Below are 16598 nucleotides of genomic sequence, written 5' to 3'. Positions count from 1 at the left end.
CACGGCCATGACCCAGTTCGATCTGGACGCAGGGGTTCGCGCCTTCATCAAGCGAACCGACAGCTTCAGCAAAGGATTGGGTCCGGACGCGACCACGGCGGAGGTCCGCGAGGCCTATATGCGGATGTGCGCTGCCTTTTCCCTGCCGCATCCGAAAGGGCTGCGCGCGCGGGACGGCATTCTGCACGCGCAGAACCCGACGCGGGAATTGCGCGTCCGCAGCTTCGCGACACCCGACGCCATTCCCGGCCGCGCCGTGCTGTTTCTGCACGGCGGCGGCTTCGTGGTCGGCGGCTTGGACAGTCATGACAGCATCTGCGCCGATCTGGCCGCGGGGGCCGAGGTCGCGATCGTCGCCCTCGACTATCGGCTGTCGCCCGAACACGCCTATCCGGCAGCTTTGGATGACGCGGAAGCCGCCTATGACGATCTGCTCGACAGCCATCAGCATGTCATTCTGGTCGGCGACAGCGCCGGCGCGACCCTGGCCGCAGCGCTCAGTCTGCGGTTGCGCCGCAAGGAAAAGCCCATGCCCTGGGCGCAGGTGCTGATGTATCCGATGCTGCATCCTGATTTTCGTCGCAGCCTTGGCGGCCCGAAGGCGGATGCGCCGCTGCTGCCGGCATCAAGCCTCAGTCTCTATGTCGGGGCCTATCAGGGCGGCAAACCCGCGGTGACCACAGATCCGGAAATCGCTCCGCTCGCCACGCGCGACTTCACCGGCATGCCGCCGACCGCCATTTTCGCGGCCGATATCGACCCCCTGGCCGAAGACGCGCATGACTATTGCGCGGCCCTGCGGGACAGCGGCGTGCCCGTGCTGTTCCACCCCGGCCATGGCCTTGTGCATGGCTATCTGCGCGGCCGGGCGATGAGCGACACGATCGCGGAGGCCTTCTCGGCCATCGTCTCGTCCCTGCGGGATTTCACCCACGGCGGGCAACCCTGACCGCCTGAAAAGCCGCCGGAAAAGCGTTTGACTTCCGGCATCAAGGCTCGGATTTTGACCTGAACCGGACGACGAAGCCGGATGCGATGGACGCCGCAAAGGCGCCATGAATGACGGAGGACGCCCTATGCCTGATCATGTCGACTATGCCAGCCAGCCGACCTCGCCCCGGCTGACGGAGAGTGCCGCGCGCGTGGCGACGCTGCGCGCCGAGGCGGCCGCCGACATCGAAGGCTTCTGGAAGCGCGAAGCGATGTCGCGCATCGCCTGGGTCAAGCCGCCGACCAGGATCAAGAACACAAGTTTCGAGGGCGATGTCTCGATCAAATGGTTCGAGGATGGGACGCTGAATGCCTCCGTCTCTTGCCTCGACCGGCATCTGGAGACGCGCGGCGATCAGACCGCCATCATCTGGGAAGGCGATGAGCCGGGCAGCCAGGATTCCGTCACCTACCGGGACCTGCACACCCGCGTCTGCAAGTTCGCGAATGCGCTGAAGGGGCTTGGCGTCCGCAAGGGCGACCGCGTCACCATCTATATGCCGATGGTGATCGAGGCCGCCGTCGCCATGCTGGCCTCGGCACGCATCGGCGCCATCCATTCCGTGGTCTTCGGCGGCTTCTCCCCGCACAGTCTCGCCGGCCGTATTCAGGATTGCAAATCCTCCGTTGTCATCACGTCGGATGAAGCCCGGCGCGGCGGCAAGCGCGTGCCGCTGAAAGCCAATACCGATGAGGCGCTGAAGACTTGCCCGGATGTCACGGCGGTCGTCGTGGTCGCTGTCACGGGTGCCACCGTCCCCATGGTCGCAGGCCGCGACCATGATTACGCGACGCTGGTGGCCGATGCCTCGGCCGATTGCCCGCCGGAGGAGATGGGCGCCGAGGATCCGCTATTCATCCTTTATACCTCCGGCAGCACCGGCACGCCGAAGGGCGTGCAGCACACAACCGGCGGCTATATGGTCTGGGCGAGTTTCACGCATGAGCTCGTCTTCGATTACCGTCCCGGTGAAATCTTCTGGTGCACCGCCGATGTCGGCTGGGTGACCGGTCACACCTATATCGTCTATGGTCCGCTCGCGAATGGCGCGACGACGCTGATGTTCGAGGGCGTGCCGACCTATCCGGATAGCGGCCGTCTTTGGGAAGTGGTCGATAAGCACAAGGTCGAAATCTTCTATACCGCGCCCACCGCCATCCGCGCCCTGATGCGCGACGGCGATGAGCCGGTGAAGCGCAGCAGCCGGACCAGCCTGCGCGTACTCGGCACGGTGGGCGAGCCGATCAACCCGGAAGCCTGGGAATGGTACTATTCCGTCGTCGGGGACAGCCGTTGCCCGATCGTCGATACCTGGTGGCAGACGGAAACCGGCGGCCATCTGATCTCGCCCGTGCCCGGCATGAACCCGCTCAAACCGGGCTCCGCCACCCTGCCGCTGCCGGGCGTCAAGCCGCTGATCGTGGACAGCAACGGCACCCCATTGGAAGGCGAGGCGGACGGGCATCTTTGCATCGCCGACAGCTGGCCGGGACAGATGCGCACGGTCTTCGGCGATCATGACCGTTTCATCAAAACCTATTTCAGCACCTATAAGGGTCTGTATTTCACCGGTGACGGCGCCCGCCGCGACGCCGACGGCTATTACTGGATCACCGGCCGTGTCGATGACGTCATCAACGTCTCCGGCCATCGCATGGGCACGGCGGAAGTGGAAAGCGCTCTCGGCTCGCATCATCATGTCGCGGAATCCGCGGTCGTCGGCTATCCGCATGACGTGAAGGGACAGGGCATCTATGCCTATGTCACGCTCAAGCACGGGGTCGAGGCGACCGAGGCGCTGCTGAAGGAACTCGCCGGTTGGGTGCGCAAGGAGATCGGCCCGATCGCGGTGCCCGATGTCATTCAATGGGCGCCCGGCCTGCCCAAGACCCGCAGCGGCAAGATCATGCGCCGCATCCTGCGCAAGATCGCCGCGAACGAGGTCGACAGCCTGGGTGACACGTCAACCCTCGCCGACCCGGCGGTGGTCGATGATCTGGTCAGCAACCGGAAGAAGTGACTCCCCCTCGCCCGCCCTATCTCGCATTGTCGCCGCCCCTACCTAATCGTCATCCCCCCTACCCAATCGTCATCCCCGGGCTTGTCCCGGGGACCTACCCGCCGTGGCGCCACACCGGCGTCAGCGCGCCCGAGCGGGTAGATCCGCGCGACACGTGCGCGGACGACGATTGCAGGCAACCGACAGCCCATGCATCATCCCCCGATGATCACAGCCTATCTCGCCGGTCCTGACGTCTTCCTGCCCAATGCCGTCGCGCATGCGGCGCGGAAGGTCGCCATCTGCGCGGCGTATGGCATTCGCGGTCAGCCACCGCTGAACGAGGACCTTGCGAGCCTCGCCAGCATGACAAGCGCCGAAGCCGGTATCGCCATCTTCGCGAAAGATCTGGAGATGATGGAGGCCGCCGATATCATCATCGCCAATCTGACGCCGTTTCGCGGCACCTCCGCCGATTCCGGCACGCTGGTCGAGATCGGCTGGTTCCTGGGGCGCGGGCGCCCGATCTTCGGCTATTCCAATACCGCCACGCTCTTTCAGCAGCGCTCGGTGGACTACCTCCGTCAGATGCCGGACCCGCTGCCTGACGTGACGGTGGAAGGGTTCGGCCTGCCCGATAATCTGATGATCCCGGGTGCGGTCCAGGCCGCTGGCCGCCCCGCGATGGTTCTGCCCGAGGACGGGCAGGACCGGCCTTTCGATGCGCTGGATGTTTTCGAGCGCTGCGTCGCCCAGGCCGCCAAGCACCTGGGTCTCACATCTTAGATTCGATGGCGTTCACGTCGCCCGCGCAACACATGCGCGGGCGACGCAAGACAATCAGCCGAACCTGAAACCGGACAGCTTCTTGCCCAGCACGACATCCGAATAGGCATGGACCGCCGCGTCATTGCCGGCGGCGCCTGCCGCCACCATCAGCGGAATCAGATGTTCCTCGCGCGGATGGCAGATGCGGGCGGAGGGTGCGGTTTCCCAATCGATCAGCGCCGCCTCGCGCGACGCTTTCGGCTGGCAGACGGCATCCACCAGCCAGGCGTCGAAGGTCTCGGAGATCATCTCGATCCGCGTATCATTAGCGAAGAAACCGCGCAGATTGTGATAGCTCATGCCGCTGGCCAGGATCAGCACGCCCTCGTCCCGCAGCGGTGCCAAAGCCGCACCGATCGCGATATGCGCCGCCGCATCCAGATCGCGGCGTACCGAAAGTTCCACGACCGGGATCGACGCGTCCGGCAGCGCCACCTTCAGCGGAATGAACATGCCGTGGTCGAAGCCACGTTCGGCATCCAGCTCGGTCGGAAAACCGGCATCCTCCAGCAGATCCGCCACCCGCCCCGCAAGCGCCGGATCGCCCGGTGCCGGATAGGTGAGGTGATAGGTGTTTTCGGGGAAGCCGTAATAATCGAAGATCAGGCCGGGACGGGCGCCGGCGGTGACCGACAGGCCCGTTGTTTCCCAATGCCCGGTGATGATCAGGATGGCGCGCGGCTTTTCCCCCACATCGCCGGGCAGGCTGCGCAGGAAATCCGCCATTCGGTCCCAGGTGCCGGGACCGCCCATCGGCGGATCCATGAAGAAGCAGGGACCGCCGCCATGCGGAATGAAATAAGTCGGCAGCCGTCCTGCGCTGCTCATGGCGCGGTCTTGGTCGCGACGATGGCGACGGTAACCGCGACCTCAAGCGCCACATATTGCGCCGAAGCCCAGGCACCCTGGCCGACGCCGTAATCGGTGCGGATCAGCTGCACCTTGCCGTCCGCCTTGGCCGTATCGCCGGTAATCGCCAGTGTGAAGGGCAGCGCGATGGGCTTGCTCATGCCACGGATGGTCAGCGTGCCATCCGCTTCATAGGTGCCGGTGCCGGTCGATTTGAAGCTGGTCGCCTTGAATGCGGCGGTCGGGAATTTGTCTGCCGCGAACCAGTCGGAACCCGGCATGGCGCCGTCCTTCTGCTGGTCGCCGGTCGCGGCGCTGGCTGTCTCGACGGTCACGTCAGCGTGACCCGCACCGGGATTGGCCGGGTCAAACACGATGGTGCCGGAGAATTTGCCGAATTTGCCGTTGAACGGCGTACCGCTTTGGCTGCCGGTGAAGCCGAGCGTGCTCTTGGCCGTGTCGATCGTCCAGGTGGCGGCATGGGCCGAGACACTGGCGCCGACCAGAAGAGCAGCGGCGAAACCTATAGAGCGAAACATCATGATCCGTCCCTGTTGGTGGGGAAGAATGGTTATTGGCGGCGGCCAGCGGACTTCATGCCCGGAACCATACGCGCCAGGATATTATCACGTTTGATGAACTGGTGGCGGAAGACCGCGGCGACGTGAACGACCAGCAGGCCGATCAGCGTCCAGGCGCCATAGGCATGCACCCAGCCCAGCGCGTGGCTGACGGCGCCCTTATTCGCCAGATGCGGCAGGATCGGCAGATCGGGCCAAGGCACCAGATGGTACAGCACCGTCGGCAGGTTGAACGGCGATGAGGAGACGACAGCCCAGCCGGTCAGCGGCAGACCCAGCATCAGGATATAGAGCAGCCAGTGCAATCCATGCGCCGCGCCCTTCTCGACCGCCGGCATATCGGCGGCGAGCGGCGGCGGCTTATGCGTGAAGCGCCACAGGATGCGGATCACCGCCAGCAGCAGCACGGTGATGCCGATCGACTTATGCAGTTGGAACAGCGAGAAAGTTTCCATCGGCCCGATGCTGCTCTGGAACTGCGTCATCAGCAGACCGATGACGATCAGCGCCAGAATGCCCAATGCGATCAGCCAATGGAGCAGGATCGCGACCGCCGTATAGCGTTCCGAAAATTGTGTTCTCAGGGACGCCATGGCGATCGCGCTCCGGTCAGGCGAGAGTTAGTTAGCCAGCTCGAAGGCGCCGCTGAGCTGCAGCTTCACCTTGTCGCCGATCAGCGGCTCGTAGGTCTTCACGCCAAAATCGGCGCGGGACAGCGTGCCCGTGGCATCGAAGCCGATGGTGTATTTCTTGTCGAGCGGGTTGGTGCCGGCACCGTTGAAATGCGCGTCGAGCGTCACGGAATGCGTGACGCCATGGAAGGTGAGGTCACCCACGATCACGCCCTTGTCGTGACCCGTCACCGTGATCTTGGTCGACTTGAACGTGATCGTCGGGTACTTGGTGGCATCGAACCACATCGGGCTCTTCAGCTCGCCGTCCAGCTTGGTATTGGTGGTCGAGACGCTGTCGGTCGGGAAGCTGATGTCAAGCGCGCTCTTGGACGGGCTCTTGGGGTCGAAGGTCAGCGTGCCGCTGGCCGTCGTGAAATCGCCGTACCAGGTGGTGAAACCCATATGCGAGACCGAGAAGACGATGCGGGTGTGGTAGGGCTCGACATTATAGGTGCCGGCCGTCGCCTTCGACGCGGTTGTGGTCGCAACCTGGGCGGAAGCGGGCGCGTGTGCGGCGACAGCGATGGCGGCAACCATGGCGGTGCCGAGCAGGATCTTGCGGATCATGGTCTATTCCTTGGGTCTGGGACGAGTATCAGAGGGAGAGAGCGGCGACAGCGGCTTTGGCATCGGCCACGGCCTTCGCGGCCGCATCCGGGCCCAGCGCCAGACCTTCGGCGCGCACAACGGTGACATCGGTCAGGCCGATGAAGCCGAGCGCCGCGCGGAGATAGGTCTCCTGGAAGTCATAGGGCTTGTAGGGGCCATCGGAATAGATGCCGCCGGAGGCCAGGAACAGGAACACCTTCTTGCCGGTCAGCAGACCCTGCGGGCCGTTCTCGGTATATTTGAAGGTGCGGCCGGCGCGCAGGATATGGTCGATCCAGGCCTTCAGCGTCGACGGAATGCTGAAATTATACATCGCAGCGCCGATAGCGACCACATCGGCGGCTTCCACCTGGCCGATCAGCTTGTCGGACAGCGCAATCGCCGCCGCCTGGGCTTCGGTCAGCGCTTCGGGCTTGCCGAAAAAGCCGCCGATCAGATCGACGCCCAGATGCGGCACCGTATCGGTGACGAGGTCATGCGTCACGACGGTCGTGTCCGCGTGAGCGGCCGTATAGCCGGCTAGAAAGGCTTTGGTCAGATCGCGGCTGACGGAGCTGGCAAGATTTGCGCTGCTCTCGATCACTAGGACTTGGGTCATCGAAATCCCCGAGGGAAGGTTGATGGGGGCGGACTTAAAAGCAATCGGCCCGCAGAAGAAACTGATAAAAATCAGCTGAAGTTCATCTATAAATTCGATAGAGTGTCGCCATGAACCTCAGCGGCCTCTCCCTCGACCAATTTCTGGTCTTCGTGACCGTGGCTGAAACCGGCAGTTTTTCGGCGGCTGCCCGCCAGCTGAACCGTGCGCAATCCGCCGTCACCTACGCCATTCAGAAGCTGGAAGATCAGCTCGGGGTCTCGCTGTTCGACCGTTCGGCCTATCGGCCCAGCCTGACCGAGGCCGGCGCCGCGCTGCTTCCGCGCGCGACCCGCATCATCAGCGATGTCGGCGCCTTTTCCGATCAGGCGCGCGGCATCACGGAAGGGTTGGAGCCCGAACTGGCCATCGTCGTCGATGCCATGTTCCCTATGGACCGGATCGTCGACGCGCTGCGCGTCTTCGGCGTCCGCTATCCGACCGTGCCGACGCGCATCTTCGTCGCCTCCATGGGTGCCACCGCCAATCTCGTCATCGACGGCACCTGCGCGATCGGCATCGCGCTGAGCTTCACGTCCCAGGGTGCCGAACTGATAGAGCATGAAATCGAGACCGTGCGTATGGTGGCTGTTGCGTCCCAATGCCATCCGCTGGCGGCCATCGAAGGCCCGATCCCGAACGATGAGTTGCAGAATTACGTACAGCTCGTGCTGACCGACCCATCCGGACGGACGGACAAGCGGGATCATGGCGTCCTGTCACGCCGCAACTGGCGCATCGGCGATCTGGGCGCCAAGCACACCATGCTGCTGGGCGGATTGGGCTGGGGTGGCATGCCGCTGCATATGATCCAGGCGGATGTCGCGGCTGGACGGCTGCAGATCATCCGGCCGGAGGAATGGGGTACGCGGGGCGGCGATGCCGCTTTGTCCATGTGCCTGATCCACCGACCCGATCGCGCGCTGGGGCCGGCCGCGCGCTGGTTGTCGGACTGGTTGATCTCTGGCAAGCGAGGGCCACAACGTGGCGACGCGGGCGGATATCGCGCGCTGGTCGATGCGGCGGAATAGAGCCTGGAGACCGGAAGATTGCTGATACGTGCGGCCAATGAGCAGGACCTGCCTGTCATCCTTGCCATCACCAACCACGCCATCACCCAGACCACGGCAAGTTGGCAGACGGTGCCCACAGATTTGGCGCAGCGTCGGCAATGGCTGCGGGATCGCGAGGCCGCCGGTCAGCCAGTTCTGGTGGCCGAGATTGATGGGGATATCGCCGGCTTCGCGACCTATGGCAGCTTTCGCGCCTATGGCGGCTACGCCCTGACGGTTGAGCACTCCATCTATGTCGATGGGCGCTTTCAGGGTCAGGGCCTCGGCCGCGCTTTCCTCACGGCCTTGCTCGACCACGCAACGGCGGCCGGGATGCATGTCATGGTCGGCGCGATTTCCGCCGACAATGCCGTCTCCATCAAACTGCATGAGCAATTCGGCTTCACGATCACCGGCCGCATGCCCGAGGTCGGCCAGAAATTCGGCCGCTGGCTCGACCTCGTGCTGATGCAGAAAACGCTGTCGAAATAGGGCTTGGCCGCCGTCCAAAATCGTCTTCCGCGGACCTACCCGGCCGCGCGAGCGAAACGCGCCTTAAACCGACTGCTCACCCCGCGCGGCCGCATCGACCGACGAAAACCCTTCGAATTCGGGATGGCCGAGCGTCAGCGGCTTCGCCCCGCCCGCCCCGGCATGGGCCAAGCGGAAGGCCTCCGACTTCGTCCAGGCCTCGAAATCCGCGTGGTCCTTCCAGATCGTGTGGGAGGCATACAGGATGTGATCCTCGCGCTCCGGCCCGCGCAGCAGATTGAAGCTGACGAAGCCGGGCACGGTATGCAGCTGGCTGTCGCGGCCGATCCAGCGGTCCTCGAAGGCACCAGCCTCATCCTTGATGACGCGAAAGCGGTTCATTGCCACGAACATCGCTCTATTCCTTGCTGTTATACCAAATTACGACTGCGGGGGTTAAGCTAGCGCATTGCCGGGACGGGCTCAAAGCGCGCCTGGATGAAGCTTGGGTGAGAGAGAAACGCCATGCGGCTGCACAGAACGGAACAGCAGAAGGGCTGGGAAACCGGCATCGTCCATCTGGGCCTGGGCGCCTTCGCCCGCGCGCATCTGGCGCTTTATACCGAGGACGCGCAGGATCATGACTGGGGCATCATCGGCGTCAGCCTGCAACGGCCGGACCAGCGCGACCATCTCGCCCCGCAGGATTGTCTTTACACCGCGCTGGAGCGCCGGCCGGAGGGCAATCGCCCGCGTCTCGTCACTTGCCTGACGGGCGTGCTGGTCGCGCCGGAAGACCCAGACGCCGTGCTGGCCGTCATGAGTTTGCCCGCGACGCGCATCGTGACGCTGACGATTACGGAGAAGGGCTATTGCCATGATCCGGCGACGGGCAAGCTGAACTGGTCGCATCCGACGATTATGCATGATCTCGCCAACCCTGCCGCGCCCAAAGGCGCGATCGGTTTCATTGTGGAAGCGCTGCGTCGCCGCCAGGCCGCCGGTCTGCCGCCCTTCACCGTGCTATGCTGTGACAACCTGCCGGCGAACGGCCATGTCGTCGCTGGCCTTGTGCGCGAATTCGCCGAACGCATGTCGCCCGATCTGGCAAGTTGGATCGCGGCGGAAGGGCAATTTCCTTGCGCGATGGTCGATCGCATCGTGCCCGCGACAACCGAGGCCGATATCGCGGAGGTCGAAAAACTGACGGGGTTCGCGGATGCCGCACCTGTCGTGCATGAACCCTTCCGCCAATGGGTGATCGAGGATCGTTTCGTCGAGGACGCGCGTCCGCATTGGGAAATCGGTGGCGCACAATTCGTGGCGCATGTCGAACCCTTCGAACATATGAAGCTGAGACTGCTCAACGGCGCGCATTCGGCCTTGGCCTATCTCGGTTATCTCGGCGGGCATGAGACGATTGCCGATACCATGCAGGACAAGGCCTATGCGGCTTTCGTGGAAAGGCTGTGGCAGACGGAGATCGTGCCCGTGGTGCCGGCGCCGCCCGATACCGACCTGCTCGCCTATGTCGCGGCGCTGAAGGCGCGTTTCAGCAATCCGGCGATCCGCCATCGCACCTGGCAGATCGCCATGGACGGATCGCAGAAACTGCCGCAGCGCCTGCTCGGCACCATTCGCGAAAGACTGGCGCAGGACCTGCCGCTGCCTTGCCTCGCCCTCGTGATCGCAGGCTGGATCCGCTATGTCGGCGGTATCGATGAGCAGGGCAGCCTAATCGACGTGCGCGACCCGCTGGCCGACACGTTGAAAACCGTGCAGGACGCCGCGCCCGACGCCGCTGCCGCCGTGCGCGCCGTAATCGGCCTGACGGAGGTTTTCGGTCAGGATCTGTCCCAGGACAGTCGTTTCGTGGATGCCGTTGTCGCGGCCTATACGGTGCTTCAGGAGAAAGGCGCCCGCGCTGCCGTTGTCGGGTGACACCTCACCCTATCGGATCATTGGCCCATAATCCGGGCGTGCCCACTTCCAACGAATGGCCGTCCGGATCGCGAAAATAGAGGCTGGTGCCGCCCCTGGGCCAGACAACACGGCTTTCCACGACGATGCCGAGGCTGTCCAGATGCACCTGCCAGCGCGCGATATCTTCCTGCGCGATGGAAAAGCACAGATGCTGCACACCCTCGGACCCATGGGCGGGGATCGTGCCGAAAGGCGTCTCGCTCGGCTCAATCGTCGCGCCATGCTTGAACAGCAGCAGCGCCTGCCGGCCCGGCACATCCAGCGCGCACATGCGCGCGTCCCGAAACAGAACGGGAAAGGCGAAGACAAGTTCATAGAAACCCTGCGCCAGATCCAGATCCGCCACGTAAAGCGACGTCTCCAGAATGCGGCCGACGCGGGGTGTGAGCATCAGGCCGATTCGAATATGACGGTGCTGAGCGGCGGCAAGGTGAGTGTCAAGCTCGCCGGGAACTCGCCCCAGCCTTCCTCGGCCGCATTTACCCATCCCCCATTGCCGAGATTGGAACCGCCGTAACGCTCTCCATCCGTGTTTAGCACCTCTCGCCAACCGCCGCCGCGCGGCACACCAAGACGATATCCTTGCCGTGGAACAGGCGTCATATTGCAAACCACAAGCACGGGCTTGTCGCCCTCTTCCCCGTAGCGCAGATACGCGAAAACACTCTGATCGCTGTCATGCAGCACAACCCATTGAAAACCGTCGCCACGGCTGTCCCGCCGATGCAGCGCGGGCAGACTGCGATAGACGGCATTGAGGTCGCTGAGCAGCAATTGCACACCGGCATGATCCGGCCTGTCGAGCAGAAACCAGTCCAGCGGCAGGTCGTGGTTCCATTCGCGTTCCTGCGCGAATTCGCCGCCCATGAAGATCAGCTTCTTGCCGGGATGCGTCCACATGAAACCGAAATAGGCGCGCAGATTGGCGAATTTCTGCCAGTGGTCGCCGCTCATCTTCTGGATGAGCGATCCTTTGCCGTAGACCACCTCATCATGGGACAGCGGCAGAATGAAATTCTCGGAAAAAGCATAGACGAGGCCGAAGGCGATCTGATCGTGATGCCAGCGGCGATGAATGCTTTCCTCCTGCATGTAATGCAGCGTGTCATGCATCCAGCCCATGTTCCACTTATAGTCGAAGCCCAGCCCACCTTCGCTCACCGGGCGGCTGACGCCAGGAAAAGCCGTGCTTTCCTCGGCCATCAGGGAAGCGCCAGGGCAGCGGCCGACGACAACTTCAGAGAGTTCCCGAATGAACGAAATGGACTCCAGGTTTTCGCGGCCGCCGTATATGTTCGGCACCCATTCGCCCTGTTTGCGGCTGTAATCGCGATACAGCATGGATGCGACGGCATCCACGCGCAGCGCATCGATATGATAATGCTCCAGCCAATGCAGCGCGCTGCCGATGAGGAATCCACGCACCTCGTTACGGCCCAGATTGTAGATGTAGGTATTCCAGTCCTGATGGAAGCCTTCCTTCGGATCGGCATGTTCGTACAGCGGCGTGCCGTCGAACTGCGCCAGGCCATGCGCGTCGCCCGGAAAATGCGCCGGCACCCAATCCAGAATGACGCCGATCCCGGCTTGATGGCAGCGGTCGACCAGACGCGCGAAGTTTTCGGGGCTGCCCCAGCGCGCGGAAGGCGCGAACTGCCCCAAAGGCTGATAGCCCCAGCTGCCGCCGAAGGGATGCTCCATCACCGGCATGAATTCGACATGGGTGAAGCCCATGGCGGTGACATAGGGGACAAGCTTTTCCGCCAGCTCGCTCCACACGTCCTGACCCTCGCCGCCCGCAGGCGCCCAGGACCCGGCATGAACCTCATAGACGGAAATCGGCGCGTCATGCGCATTGGCGCGGGCCTGCCGCGTCTCCATCCAATCGTGATCGGTCCAGACGAAACGGTCATCGGTGACAAGGGACGCCGTCGCCGGGGGCACCTGCGCGGCACTCGCCACCGGGTCAGCCTTCAGCGGCAGAACCCAACCCTGCGGCCCCAGGATTTCGTATTTATAGGCAGCGCCCGCCGTCACGCCGGGGATGAACATCTCCCACACCCCGCCGCCGGGATGATAGCGCATCGGATGCCGGCGTCCGTCCCAGTCGTTGAAGCTGCCGACGACGGAAACGCGCCGCGCATTCGGTGCCCAGACGGCAAACCGCGTGCCGGTGACGCCGTCCTGACGGGCCAGATGGGCCCCCAGAACCCGCCCAATCTCCCGGTGCCGGCCTTCCGCCAGAAGATAGATATCGACATCACCGAGCGACGGCCCAAACGCATAAGCGTCGTCGATGACAACAAGACTGTCGGGCCGGGTGACACGCAAGCGATAGGGAACATGGGCGGGAACAAAACCGCTCCAAAAACCCGCCGCATCAAGAAGAAAAAGCTCGCCCAGTCTCTGCCCGCTTTCCCGCGACAGGACGTCCACCTTGATGGCACCGGGCAGGAAGCAACGGATCGCACAACCGCCCTCTGCCTCATGCGGGCCCATGACAGCGAAGGGATCGCCATGCCGGGCTTGCACAATCGCTTCCACCGCGCCCCCATCGGGCGCGTGCGTATCGGTCAGGATGGCGCTCATGCCACACCCTCCGGTATCAGCAGCCGGGCCGCGATATCATGCAGCCCCCGCAGCGGGATGGAGAGCCAGCTCGGCCGGTTGGTGATCTCGTAGCGGATTTCATAGGCCGCCTTTTCGATCAGGAAAAGATCGAGCAGCGCCTCCTCGGCTTCCGGTCTGACCCAAGGGTTGTCGGCGGCACGCAAGGCATCCCGATAGGCATCCAGCAAGGCTTCTTCCGCATAAAGACGGAACTGCTCCAGCAGAATGACATGCCGCTCGGCCGCCTGCGGCGGCAAGGCATTGGTGGAATGCGCACCGGCCGCGGTCGCCATGGCATAGTCAAGGCTGCGCAGGACGCCGGCCAGGTCACGCAGGCCAGAGGATTTCATCCGCCGCTGATGCAGCGGCCTTGCCGGCTCACCCTCGAAATCGATGATATAGGCGTCGTTCTGCACGACCAGAACCTGACCGAGATGGAAATCGCCGTGAATGCGCGTGCGCAGCGACCCGATGCCGCGCTTCGCGCGCTCACGCACCAGACCGATCAACGCGTCCTTTCTGGCCAGCACGTCGCGGGCCAATCCCTCTGCCTCGGCGTCCGGCCAATCGGCGCGTTCATCCAGCAGCGCGAAGGCCAGATCGATCTGCTCGATCGCCGAACGCGCCCATTCCTCAGCCATCGCCGCATCCACCACCTCGGGCGCGAAATCGGGATCGCTGCTCGGTTCGGCGAGCACGGCATGCAGTTCACCCAGGCGCCGGCCAAGCGCCTCGGCGAAGGTCGTATACTGGCCGAAAAGGTCTTGCTCCGCCCCGTCCTGCGGACCGACAAGGGCGATTTCCGCCACCGCACGGGTGAGGTAATCCTGTGTCCAGCTCCAGCCGTCACCCTGGTTGCGGACAAATTTTTGCACGATCATCAAAGTATTCGGCGTGCCGTCGGCATCGATGCGCAAGACCTCACCCACCAAAGGCGCCGTATTCGTGAACCCCTTCTCGGTCAGGTAGCGCGTCATCTCGCCTTCCGGATTGATGCCGGGGCTGACATGACGGATGAGTTTGACGACAAACTCGTCCCCCACGACGAGAGAACTGTTCGACTGCTCGGCGGACAAGCGGCGGATCTCGGGCGTCTCGGCCAAAGCCAAGGTCCCGGCTATGGAACTCGGCTCGAAGCGGATTTCGCCGCCCGGAATGCTCAGGCGGCTTTGCCCGATCAGATGCGAGACGATGCCGGTCGCAAAGGCGTCCAAGGCAAAGGCATCGGTCAGCAGACCGACACGGCGGAACAGGCGCACGCGCGCCAAAGCGAGCTGCTGCACCAGGGCCGGGGCAGCCTCCCCCTCCCAGGAAATCCCGAGCGGCAGCACGTAACGCTCGGTCTGCCCGTTGCTTTCGCATTCGATTTCCGCGAGCAGAACATCCGCCGCACCGGGCAGCGGCACCGTATAGGCCAGGGTCAGGCGATCGACGCGCTTATCCTTGGCGCCGAACCAGCGGCGCTTGCTGACATAGGCCGGCAGGGATTCGCCTTCCAGCACGCGTTTCGAGGCCGGTATGGCAATGTCGGACACGCCATTGCGCACCACGAGAGTCGCGAATTCCGGCAGCGGTTCCGGCGCCGGGGTATGCCAGGTCGGCAATTCCGCCTGCTGCGCCAGCAGGAACCAGAAACTGCCGTAAGGCACCAGCGTCAGCAGATAAGGCAATTGCCCGATCGGCGGAAAGACCGAACCGCCGACGATATCAACCGGCACGCGCCCGGCCATGGTCGACAGGTCAAGCTCCACTGCCTGCGCTGTGCGGGACAGGTTGCAGACGCACAGAACCGTCTCTCCGTTCTCTCCCGGAATTTCGCGCAGATAGGCGAAGATCTTGCGATTGCCGGGATAAAGGAAACGCAATGTACCCCGGCCGAAAGCCGGATGGCTTTTGCGCACGGCCAGCATCCGCCTTGTCCAATGCAGCAGCGAATGACGATCCGATTCCTGCGCTTCGACGTTCAGCGCCTGGAATCCGTAGAGCGGGTCCATGATGGCCGGCAGCACCAGCGACGCCGGATCGGCGCGGGAAAAGCCGCCGTTGCGGTCATAGGACCACTGCATGGGCGTGCGCACGCCGTCACGATCGCCGAGATGGATATTGTCGCCCATGCCGATCTCGTCGCCGTAATAGATGACGGGCGTGCCGGGCATCGACAGCAGCAGGGTGTTCATCAGCTCGATCCGGCGGCGGTCGCGTTCCAGCAGCGGGGCCAGGCGACGGCGAATGCCAAGGTTCAAACGCGCGCGACGATCATGGGCATAGGTCTCCCACAGGTAATCGCGCTCGCTATCCGTCACCATTTCCAGCGTCAGCTCGTCATGGTTGCGCAGGAAAATAGCCCATTGGCAATTGTCCGGAATATCCGGGGTCTGCCGCATGATATCGGTGACAGGAAAACGATCTTCCCGGGCGATCGCCATATACATGCGCGGCATCAAGGGGAAGTGGAAGGACATATGGCATTCGTCGCCATCGCCGAAATAGACCTGCGCATCTTCCGGCCATTGATTGGCCTCCGCCAGCAGCATTTTGCCGGGCGAATGCGCATCCATCTCTGCCCGGATGCGCTTCAGAAGCACATGGGTTTCGGGCAGGTTTTCGTTGATCGTGCCTTCCCGCTCGACCAGATAAGGCACCGCGTCAAGGCGCAAGCCATCGATGCCCATATCCAGCCAGAAGCGCATGACGCTGAGCACTTCGTCCATCACCGCCGGATTGTCGAAATTCAGGTCCGGTTGATGCGAATAGAAGCGGTGCCAGTAATAGGCCTGGGCCGTGTCATCCCAGGTCCAATTGCTCTTTTCGGTATCGACGAAGATAATGCGTGTGCCGGCGTATTTGGTATCCGTATCCGACCAGACATAAAAGTCGCGCTCGGGTGAGCCCGGCGGCGCGCGCCTTGCCGCCTGAAACCAAGGATGCTGATCGCTGGTATGGTTGATCACCAGTTCGGTGATCACGCGCAAGCCCAGCGCATGGGCTGCATCGACGAACCGCTTAACATCCTCCAGATCGCCGTAATCCTCATGGACCGAGCGGTAATCAGCGATATCATAGCCGTCGTCGCGGCGCGGCGAAGGATAGAAGGGCAAAATCCAGATAGCCGTGACGCCAAGCTCAGCGATGTAATGCAGCTTCTGCAGCAAGCCTTTGAAATCGCCGACGCCGTCATTATCGGCATCGAAGAAAGACTTCAGATGCAGTTGGTAGATGACCGCATCCTTATACCATAGCGGATCGTCCATAATGGTCCCGGTCTGGATTTGGGCCGGTGTCTGGGTCGATGTTTGGGTCTGGGTCATGCTGTC

15 protein-coding genes are annotated in these 16598 nt (G+C 63.2%); 6 read left to right on the top strand and 9 right to left on the bottom strand.

The window, feature by feature from the left end; genetic code table 11:
• Window positions 1–7 precede the first annotated feature (7 nt).
• The 3 genes from ACELLULO517_RS19255 (at window position 8) to ACELLULO517_RS19245 (ending at window position 3776) form a co-directional block, all read left to right on the top strand.
• Window positions 8–949, top strand: a complete 942-nt coding sequence (locus tag ACELLULO517_RS19255; protein ID WP_227309045.1) for an alpha/beta hydrolase — start codon at window positions 8–10, stop codon at window positions 947–949.
• 127 nt (window positions 950–1076) lie between these two features.
• Window positions 1077–3011 (top strand): acetate--CoA ligase, encoded by a 1935-nt coding sequence (acs, locus tag ACELLULO517_RS19250; protein WP_227309044.1) that lies wholly within the window; start codon window positions 1077–1079, stop codon window positions 3009–3011.
• 189 nt (window positions 3012–3200) lie between these two features.
• Window positions 3201–3776, top strand: a complete 576-nt coding sequence (locus tag ACELLULO517_RS19245) for a nucleoside 2-deoxyribosyltransferase (RefSeq protein WP_227309043.1) — start codon at window positions 3201–3203, stop codon at window positions 3774–3776.
• A 54-nt stretch (window positions 3777–3830) separates the two neighbouring features.
• On the opposite strand, the gene ACELLULO517_RS19240 is transcribed toward ACELLULO517_RS19245, so the two are convergent.
• The 5 genes from ACELLULO517_RS19240 to ACELLULO517_RS19220 are packed head-to-tail and all read right to left on the bottom strand — an operon-like array spanning window position 3831 to window position 7129.
• Window positions 3831–4646 carry a DODA-type extradiol aromatic ring-opening family dioxygenase gene (locus ACELLULO517_RS19240; RefSeq protein WP_227309042.1) on the bottom strand — a complete coding sequence of 272 codons (816 nt, stop codon included), beginning with the start codon at window positions 4644–4646 and terminating at the stop codon, window positions 3831–3833.
• The gene (locus tag ACELLULO517_RS19235) at window positions 4643–5209 is read right to left on the bottom strand and encodes a YceI family protein (RefSeq protein ID WP_227309041.1); all 567 of its coding nucleotides are present in this window, start codon (window positions 5207–5209) and stop codon (window positions 4643–4645) included. Before ACELLULO517_RS19235 ends, ACELLULO517_RS19240 begins: the two co-directional genes overlap by 4 nt.
• A gap of 29 nt (window positions 5210–5238) precedes the next feature.
• A complete protein-coding gene (locus ACELLULO517_RS19230; protein WP_227309040.1) occupies window positions 5239–5841 on the bottom strand; it encodes a cytochrome b in 603 nt (200 codons plus the stop codon).
• A gap of 27 nt (window positions 5842–5868) precedes the next feature.
• A complete protein-coding gene (locus tag ACELLULO517_RS19225) occupies window positions 5869–6489 on the bottom strand; it encodes a YceI family protein (RefSeq protein ID WP_227309039.1) in 621 nt (206 codons plus the stop codon).
• Window positions 6490–6517: 28 nt separating this feature from the next.
• On the bottom strand, window positions 6518–7129 hold the full coding sequence (locus tag ACELLULO517_RS19220) for an FMN-dependent NADH-azoreductase (protein WP_227309038.1): 612 nt from the start codon (window positions 7127–7129) through the stop codon (window positions 6518–6520).
• Between the two features lie 110 nt (window positions 7130–7239).
• Between ACELLULO517_RS19220 and ACELLULO517_RS19215 the strand changes: the two genes are divergently transcribed.
• Both ACELLULO517_RS19215 and ACELLULO517_RS19210 read left to right on the top strand, forming a co-directional pair.
• On the top strand, window positions 7240–8199 hold the full coding sequence (locus tag ACELLULO517_RS19215) for a LysR family transcriptional regulator (protein WP_227309037.1): 960 nt from the start codon (window positions 7240–7242) through the stop codon (window positions 8197–8199).
• A gap of 18 nt (window positions 8200–8217) precedes the next feature.
• The gene (locus ACELLULO517_RS19210; RefSeq protein ID WP_227309036.1) at window positions 8218–8712 is read left to right on the top strand and encodes a GNAT family N-acetyltransferase; all 495 of its coding nucleotides are present in this window, start codon (window positions 8218–8220) and stop codon (window positions 8710–8712) included.
• A gap of 63 nt (window positions 8713–8775) precedes the next feature.
• Here ACELLULO517_RS19210 and ACELLULO517_RS19205 read toward each other — a convergent pair whose 3' ends face one another.
• Window positions 8776–9105, bottom strand: coding sequence for an antibiotic biosynthesis monooxygenase family protein (locus tag ACELLULO517_RS19205; protein ID WP_227309035.1), 330 nt, complete (start codon window positions 9103–9105; stop codon window positions 8776–8778).
• Window positions 9106–9216: 111 nt separating this feature from the next.
• Between ACELLULO517_RS19205 and ACELLULO517_RS19200 the strand changes: the two genes are divergently transcribed.
• Window positions 9217–10632: a mannitol dehydrogenase family protein gene (locus tag ACELLULO517_RS19200; RefSeq protein ID WP_227309034.1), complete on the top strand. Its 1416-nt coding sequence runs from the start codon at window positions 9217–9219 to the stop codon at window positions 10630–10632.
• A gap of 4 nt (window positions 10633–10636) precedes the next feature.
• On the opposite strand, the gene ACELLULO517_RS19195 is transcribed toward ACELLULO517_RS19200, so the two are convergent.
• From ACELLULO517_RS19195 to treS, 3 genes are read right to left on the bottom strand one after another with little or no spacing between them, the layout of a single operon-like run.
• Entirely contained in the window at window positions 10637–11065 is a 429-nt protein-coding gene (locus ACELLULO517_RS19195; protein WP_227309033.1) for a VOC family protein, read from the bottom strand.
• Entirely contained in the window at window positions 11065–13263 is a 2199-nt protein-coding gene (gene glgB, locus ACELLULO517_RS19190; protein WP_227309032.1) for a 1,4-alpha-glucan branching protein GlgB, read from the bottom strand. The genes ACELLULO517_RS19195 and glgB overlap by 1 nt, the downstream gene beginning before the upstream one ends.
• Window positions 13260–16592: a maltose alpha-D-glucosyltransferase gene (gene treS, locus ACELLULO517_RS19185; RefSeq protein WP_406566282.1), complete on the bottom strand. Its 3333-nt coding sequence runs from the start codon at window positions 16590–16592 to the stop codon at window positions 13260–13262. Before treS ends, glgB begins: the two co-directional genes overlap by 4 nt.
• Window positions 16593–16598 lie beyond the last annotated feature (6 nt).

This window comes from Acidisoma cellulosilyticum (assembly GCF_020621385.1).
In the GTDB taxonomy this organism is placed as follows: domain Bacteria; phylum Pseudomonadota; class Alphaproteobacteria; order Acetobacterales; family Acetobacteraceae; genus Acidisoma; species Acidisoma cellulosilyticum.
This window is presented reverse-complemented; position numbering and strand designations above follow the sequence as displayed.

Bases quoted from the DNA above. Each gene is read 5' to 3' on its own strand.
- ACELLULO517_RS19255 (WP_227309045.1), top strand. From the start codon at position 8: ATGACCCAGTTCGATCTGGACGCAGGGGTTCGCGCCTTCATCAAGCGA.
- acs (WP_227309044.1), top strand. From the start codon at position 1,077: ATGCCTGATCATGTCGACTATGCCAGCCAGCCGACCTCGCCCCGGCTG.
- ACELLULO517_RS19245 (WP_227309043.1), top strand. From the start codon at position 3,201: ATGCATCATCCCCCGATGATCACAGCCTATCTCGCCGGTCCTGACGTC.
- ACELLULO517_RS19240 (WP_227309042.1), bottom strand. From the start codon at position 4,646: ATGAGCAGCGCAGGACGGCTGCCGACTTATTTCATTCCGCATGGCGGC.
- ACELLULO517_RS19235 (WP_227309041.1), bottom strand. From the start codon at position 5,209: ATGATGTTTCGCTCTATAGGTTTCGCCGCTGCTCTTCTGGTCGGCGCC.
- ACELLULO517_RS19230 (WP_227309040.1), bottom strand. From the start codon at position 5,841: ATGGCGTCCCTGAGAACACAATTTTCGGAACGCTATACGGCGGTCGCG.
- ACELLULO517_RS19225 (WP_227309039.1), bottom strand. From the start codon at position 6,489: ATGATCCGCAAGATCCTGCTCGGCACCGCCATGGTTGCCGCCATCGCT.
- ACELLULO517_RS19220 (WP_227309038.1), bottom strand. From the start codon at position 7,129: ATGACCCAAGTCCTAGTGATCGAGAGCAGCGCAAATCTTGCCAGCTCC.
- ACELLULO517_RS19215 (WP_227309037.1), top strand. From the start codon at position 7,240: ATGAACCTCAGCGGCCTCTCCCTCGACCAATTTCTGGTCTTCGTGACC.
- ACELLULO517_RS19205 (WP_227309035.1), bottom strand. From the start codon at position 9,105: ATGTTCGTGGCAATGAACCGCTTTCGCGTCATCAAGGATGAGGCTGGT.
- ACELLULO517_RS19200 (WP_227309034.1), top strand. From the start codon at position 9,217: ATGCGGCTGCACAGAACGGAACAGCAGAAGGGCTGGGAAACCGGCATC.
- ACELLULO517_RS19195 (WP_227309033.1), bottom strand. From the start codon at position 11,065: ATGCTCACACCCCGCGTCGGCCGCATTCTGGAGACGTCGCTTTACGTG.
- glgB (WP_227309032.1), bottom strand. From the start codon at position 13,263: ATGAGCGCCATCCTGACCGATACGCACGCGCCCGATGGGGGCGCGGTG.
- treS (WP_406566282.1), bottom strand. From the start codon at position 16,592: ATGACCCAGACCCAAACATCGACCCAGACACCGGCCCAAATCCAGACC.